The sequence below is a fragment of the Propionivibrio sp. genome (assembly GCF_016790145.1).
GTDB lineage: Bacteria > Pseudomonadota > Gammaproteobacteria > Burkholderiales > Rhodocyclaceae > Propionivibrio.
In genome coordinates, this window is sequence record NZ_JAEUOI010000221.1 from 1 (window position 1) to 5,421 (window position 5,421).

Genomic DNA, 5,421 nt, shown 5'->3' on the forward strand with positions numbered 1-5,421 from the left:
GGAGCGGCTGGTTCTGGCCGTGCTCAACGCCTTGCGCATTGACGGCGAGCGCCGCAAGCAGACGAACCGGCATGACGATTTGTCCCTTGACCTGGCAACCCGGCTGGCGACGCTTTCCGAGCGCGAACGGGAAGTGCTGGATCGAATTCTTGAGGGCAAGCAGACCCGTCAGATCACCGACGAGTTGTGCATCAGTGTCAAGACCGTTGAATTTCACCGCGGCCGGATCAGGGAAAAGCTTGGCGTCGCAACGCAAGCCCAGTTGTTCAGCCTGCTCATAGCGTCGGAGGGCGACGCTTGAAGCGTGCGTTTTGCCGGTGCGCACTTGCCGTCTCTGCAGTGGATTTAAAGTTGCCTTGTTACCCGCCGTTGCCGAGCACTGGAAAGAGTATGCATTGATACTTTCTGCTAACCGACCGAAGCCATTCGCTCCAGAGCAGAATCCAGCGTTGCAAGAGGGCAGCCAAAATTGAGCCGCACCCAGCCCGGCAAACCGAAATCCCCGCCACTCGACAAGCCGACGCCGGCGGCTTCGAAGAATGCCGCCGGATCGGCTACGCCGAGACCGTGCGCGTCAATCCAGGCCAGATAGGTGGCTTCAACGTGCGTCATGGACAGTCCGGGAATGGCCGCAACCGCCGACTCGACGCGCTCCCGGTTGGCGCGCAGCGTGCCGATCAGCGCTGCGTGCCACTCGTCGCAGTCACGATAGGCGGCTTCGCAGGCCGCCAGGCCGAGGGTGTTCACGTGCGGAACGATGCCGCGCATCGCCCCGGTAAAACGGCGCCGCAGCGGCGCATCGGATATCACCGCCAGGGCACAGCCGAGGCCGGGTATATTGTAGGTCTTGGACGGTGCCATCAGGGTGATGCAGCGGCGGGCGATTTCGGCATCGATCGTCGCCAGCGGGATATGCCGGCGCCCGGCATCGAGGATCAGACCGCAATGAATTTCGTCGGAACAGACCGTCAGATCGTGGCGCTGGCAAAAGTCGGCGAGCGCGGCCAGCTCGTGCCGATGCCAGGCGCGGCCGACCGGATTATGCGGGTGGCAAAGCAGCAGCAGGCGCGTTTCGGGGGTCAGCGCGGCTTCCAGCGCGGCAAAATCCCAGCCCCACTGGCCATCCTGCAAACGCAAGGCCGCCCGCACCAGCTTGCGCCCGGACAGATGCGGCGCCGAAAGGAAAGGCGGATAGACCGGCGTCGCCGTCAGCACACTCCCCTCCACCGCGCGACAGGCGACGTTGATTCCGGTGACCAGCCCGGGCAACCAGACCAGCCATTCCGGCTCGACGTGCCAGTGGTACTCGCGCTGCAAGTGCCCGAGCACAGCGTCGATCAACGACGGCCAGGCTTCCGAGTAACCGAAATGTTGCTGCGCAACGCGTTGCTGTAACGCTGAGACGACGGCCGGCGGCGCCGCGAAATCCATATCGGCGACCCACAGCGGCACTACGTCGCGACCGGCGTATTTGTTCCACTTCAGCGAGTCGCCCCCGCGACGCTCGATCAGGCGGTCAAAGTCGAAGTCACTCAATCGCTTGCCCGTCAGACTTCGAGGTGGGCGTAGAGCTGGGTTGACAGGTAACGCTCGCCGAACGAGGGGATGATCACCACCGTCAGCTTGCCGGCATTCTCCGGTCGTCTGGCCACCTTGAAGGCCGCCCACACGGCAGCGCCCGAGGAAATACCGACCAGCAGCCCTTCATCGGTTGCCAAGCGGCGTGCGGTGGCGAAGGCATCGTCCGCCGTGACACGCACGACCTCATCATACACGGCAGTATTCAATATTTTCGGGACGAAACCGGCGCCGATGCCCTGAAGCGGGTGCGGACCCTTCGTCCCGCCGGAGAGCACCGGCGACGCATCGGGTTCAACGGCGATGATCTGTACGCCCGGCTTGCGCTCCTTGAGCACTTCGCCAACGCCGGTAATGGTGCCGCCGGTGCCGATGCCGGAAACGAAAATATCCACCTGCCCGTCGGTATCGCGCCAGATCTCCTCGGCCGTTGTGGCGCGATGAATCGCCGGGTTGGCGGGATTTTCAAACTGTTGCGGAATGAAATAGCGCGCGTCGCCCGCCGCCATCTCCTCGGCACGCCGGATGGCGCCGCCCATGCCGTCCGGACCCGGCGTCAGCACGAGTTCGGCGCCGTAGGCCTTGAGCAGCAGGCGACGCTCACGGCTCATCGTTTCCGGCATGACAAAGCAGCATTTGATGCCGCGTGCCGCGCAGACCATGGCCAGGCCAATGCCGGTGTTACCCGACGTCGGCTCCAGAACGATCGTCTCCGCTCCAATCCTGCCCGCCGCCTGCGCGGCATCGATCATGGCGGTAGCGATCCGATCCTTGACGCTATGCGCCGGATTGAAGAACTCAAGCTTGACAGCCACGGTACCGTTGATTCCGGTGGCGAGGCGATTTAGTCGGAGCAGCGGCGTATTGCCGATCAGGTCGGTCACAGAGTTGGCGATTTTCAGGGGCATTGTGAGTTTTCCTCCAGTGTGAAGTCAGGTGCCTAGTCTAGCCTCGAATCGCGGCGCGGGGAATGTCTTATCGACGAAGAAAAATCTGGTCGAAACTTCCGCCTTCGCTGAAGTGTGCCTTCTGCGCGTTTCGCCAGCCGCCGAACATCTCGTCGATGGTGAATAATCGGATGCTCGCCGACTGCTTCGCGTAGCGCTCTGCAACCCTGGCATCGCGCGGCCGAAAGTAATGTCTGGCAACAATTTCCTGACCCTCGGCCGAGTAGAGATAGTCAAGATAGGCTTCCGCCAGCTTGCGCGTACCGTGTTTGTCGACGTTCTTGTCGACCACCGTCACTGGAGGTTCGGCAAGAATTGAAATCGACGGCATGACGATGTCGAATCGGTCCGCTCCGAGTTCCTTGACCGCCAGCCAGGCTTCGTTCTCCCAGGCAATCAGCACGTCACCGATTCCGCGTTCAACAAAAGTCGTTGTTGCGCCGCGTGCGCCGGAATCAAGCACCGGCACATTCTTGTACAGGCGTGCGACAAATTCCCTCGCCTTCTGCTCGTTGCCCCCCGGCTGCTTGAGTGCGTATCCCCACGCCGCAAGATAGCTCCAGCGTGCACCGCCGGACGTTTTCGGGTTCGGGGTGATGACCGCGATTCCGGGTCGGGCCAGGTCGGGCCAGTCCTGAATCTGTTTCGGGTTACCCTTGCGTACCAGGAAAACGATGGTCGAGGTGTAGGGTGCCGAGTTGTGCGGCAGCCGTTTTTGCCAGCTGGCCGGAAGCAGGCCGCCATCGGCCAGTGCGTCGATATCCCAGGCCAGAGCCAGCGTTGCCACGTCGGCTTCGAGGCCGTTACGGATCGCCAGCGCCTGTTTGCCCGAACCGCCATGTGACTGTCTGAAGTTGATGGTTTCACCCGTTTTCGCTTTGTACTGGCGGGCAAAAGCGGCGTTGAAATCCTGGTAAAGCTCGCGCGTCGGATCGTAGGAAACGTTAAGCAGCGAGTTCTGCGCCAGGGCGAGAGACGCTCCCGCCCAGAGCAAGACGCCAACAAGGGCTGAAAACAGTGGCTTGGTCATGGCAGACTCCATTTGATGAGCTTTTTCAAGCAATGATCGGAGTCTATTGGATATTATTTATTCTATTAAATACTTAATAATTAGTAAAATATAACTATTTGTTATAACAATCAGTCCAAAAAGAGCTTGTAAGCCGGGTTACCGGTTTCGTTCCAGTGCGGGTAACCCAAATTTTTCAGGAATATCTTGAATTCGCCCATCTCGCCGGGCGGCACCTGCATACCGACCAGCACACGACCGTAGTCGGCCCCATGGTTGCGATAATGGAACAGGCTGATGTTCCAGCCAGCGCTCATCTGGTTGAGGAAGTGCATCAGCGCACCGGGACGTTCGGGGAATTCAAAGCGGTAAACAATCTCGTGCTCAAGCTGTGGCGAGTGGCCTCCAACCAGATGCCGGATGTGCGACTTGGCCATTTCGTCGTCGGTCAGATCGAGAGTCTGGTAACCGTGCTTCCGAAGTTGCTCGATGAGTTTGAGCGACTCGGCGCGCGATGCGACCTGCACACCGACAAAAACGTGGGCGTCCTTGCGGTCATTGAAGCGGTAGTTGAATTCGGTGATGTTGCGCACACCGATCAGCGCGAGGAATTTCCGGTAGGCACCCGGTTGCTCGGGCAGCGTGACGGCAATCACGGCCTCGCGCTGTTCGCCGATTTCGGCACGCTCGGCGATGAAACGCAAACGATCGAAGTTCATATTCGCACCTGAGGCCGTGGCGATCAGCGTTTTGCCTTTCAGCTTGTGTCGTCCGGCGTATTCCTTGGCACCGGCCACCGCAAGCGCACCGGCGGGCTCAAGTATGGCGCGCGTATCCTCGAACACGTCCTTGATCGCCGCACAAATGGCGTCGGTATCGACCAGCACCATTTCATCGACGTACTGCCGACAAAGCCGGAAGGTCTCCTCGCCGACGTATTTCACTGCCGCACCGTCGGCGAACAGCCCGACGCGATCGAGACGCACGCGCTTGCCGGCTTGCAGTGAGCGCGTCATGGCATCGGAATCGACAGCCTCGACCCCAATGATTTTAGTTTCCGGCCGCAAGCGCTTGATGTAAGCCGCTATCCCCGAAATCAGCCCGCCGCCGCCGACGCAACAGAACACGGCATGGATCGCTTGCGGATGCTGACGCAGAATTTCCATGCCAATGGTGCCCTGGCCTGCAATCACATCGGGGTCGTCGAAGGGATGCACGAAAGTCAGCTTCTGGGCTTTCTCCAGCTCCAGGGCATGCGCATAGGCATCGTCGTAGGAGTCGCCGAAGAGCACCACTTCAGCGCCGCGCGCCTTGACCGCCTGCACCTTGATCTGCGGCGTCGTCGTCGGCATGACGATCAGCGCCCGGCAGCCGATTTTTGCCGCCGACAGTGCGACGCCCTGGGCGTGGTTGCCGGCCGAAGCGCAGATGACGCCGCGCTTGAGCTTCTCGGGTGAAAGCCTGACGATCTTGTTGTACGCGCCCCGCAGCTTGAAGGAAAAAACCGGCTGCATGTCTTCGCGCTTGAGCAGCAGGCGGTTGCCGATGCGTTCCGAGAGGTTCGGTGCGTCATCCAGCGGAGATTCGATGGCGACGTCGTAAACCTGTGCGTTGAGGATCTTTTCGAGATAATCCGGTTGCATTGATGCTCATATTCTGCATGGAAAGGCAGGATTCTAGCAGCGAGTCGGTTTTGATTGGTCTCCGCGTGATCTTTGCCGGGGTGGACTCTACACCAGAGGGCTGTAATTAAATGCGGCAGCCTTGACCATGTCGCACAAGCCGCACATCGGCTGTCCGCCGATACGTTAGAATCCTGAATTTGGAAGCTGCTGAACCGTCATGAACGCTCGCCTGCGCGAAATACCGTACAACTATACCTCCTTC

At 60.3% G+C, this 5,421-nt stretch carries 5 protein-coding genes; 1 reads left to right on the forward strand and 4 read right to left on the reverse strand.

All coding sequences use genetic code 11. The features are described from left to right. Nucleotides 1–301: LuxR C-terminal-related transcriptional regulator (locus JNM42_RS17855; RefSeq protein WP_294273439.1), on the forward strand; the 301-nt coding region annotated here is incomplete at its 5' end. A 107-nt stretch (nt 302–408) separates the two neighbouring features. On the opposite strand, the gene JNM42_RS17860 is transcribed toward JNM42_RS17855, so the two are convergent. The 4 genes from JNM42_RS17860 to ilvA form a co-directional block, all read right to left on the reverse strand. After that, nucleotides 409–1,536, reverse strand: coding sequence for a PatB family C-S lyase (locus JNM42_RS17860; protein WP_294273441.1), 1,128 nt, complete (start codon nt 1,534–1,536; stop codon nt 409–411). A gap of 11 nt (nt 1,537–1,547) precedes the next feature. After that, a complete protein-coding gene (gene cysK, locus JNM42_RS17865) occupies nt 1,548–2,486 on the reverse strand; it encodes a cysteine synthase A (RefSeq protein WP_294273445.1) in 939 nt (312 codons plus the stop codon). Nucleotides 2,487–2,553: 67 nt separating this feature from the next. Continuing rightward, entirely contained in the window at nt 2,554–3,555 is a 1,002-nt protein-coding gene (locus JNM42_RS17870; RefSeq protein WP_294273447.1) for a sulfate ABC transporter substrate-binding protein, read from the reverse strand. Between the two features lie 110 nt (nt 3,556–3,665). Beyond that, entirely contained in the window at nt 3,666–5,177 is a 1,512-nt protein-coding gene (gene ilvA / locus JNM42_RS17875) for a threonine ammonia-lyase, biosynthetic (RefSeq protein ID WP_294273449.1), read from the reverse strand. Nucleotides 5,178–5,421 lie beyond the last annotated feature (244 nt).

Bases quoted from the DNA above. Each gene is read 5' to 3' on its own strand.
- cysK (WP_294273445.1), bottom strand. From the start codon at position 2,486: ATGCCCCTGAAAATCGCCAACTCTGTGACCGACCTGATCGGCAATACG.
- JNM42_RS17870 (WP_294273447.1), bottom strand. From the start codon at position 3,555: ATGACCAAGCCACTGTTTTCAGCCCTTGTTGGCGTCTTGCTCTGGGCG.
- ilvA (WP_294273449.1), bottom strand. From the start codon at position 5,177: ATGCAACCGGATTATCTCGAAAAGATCCTCAACGCACAGGTTTACGAC.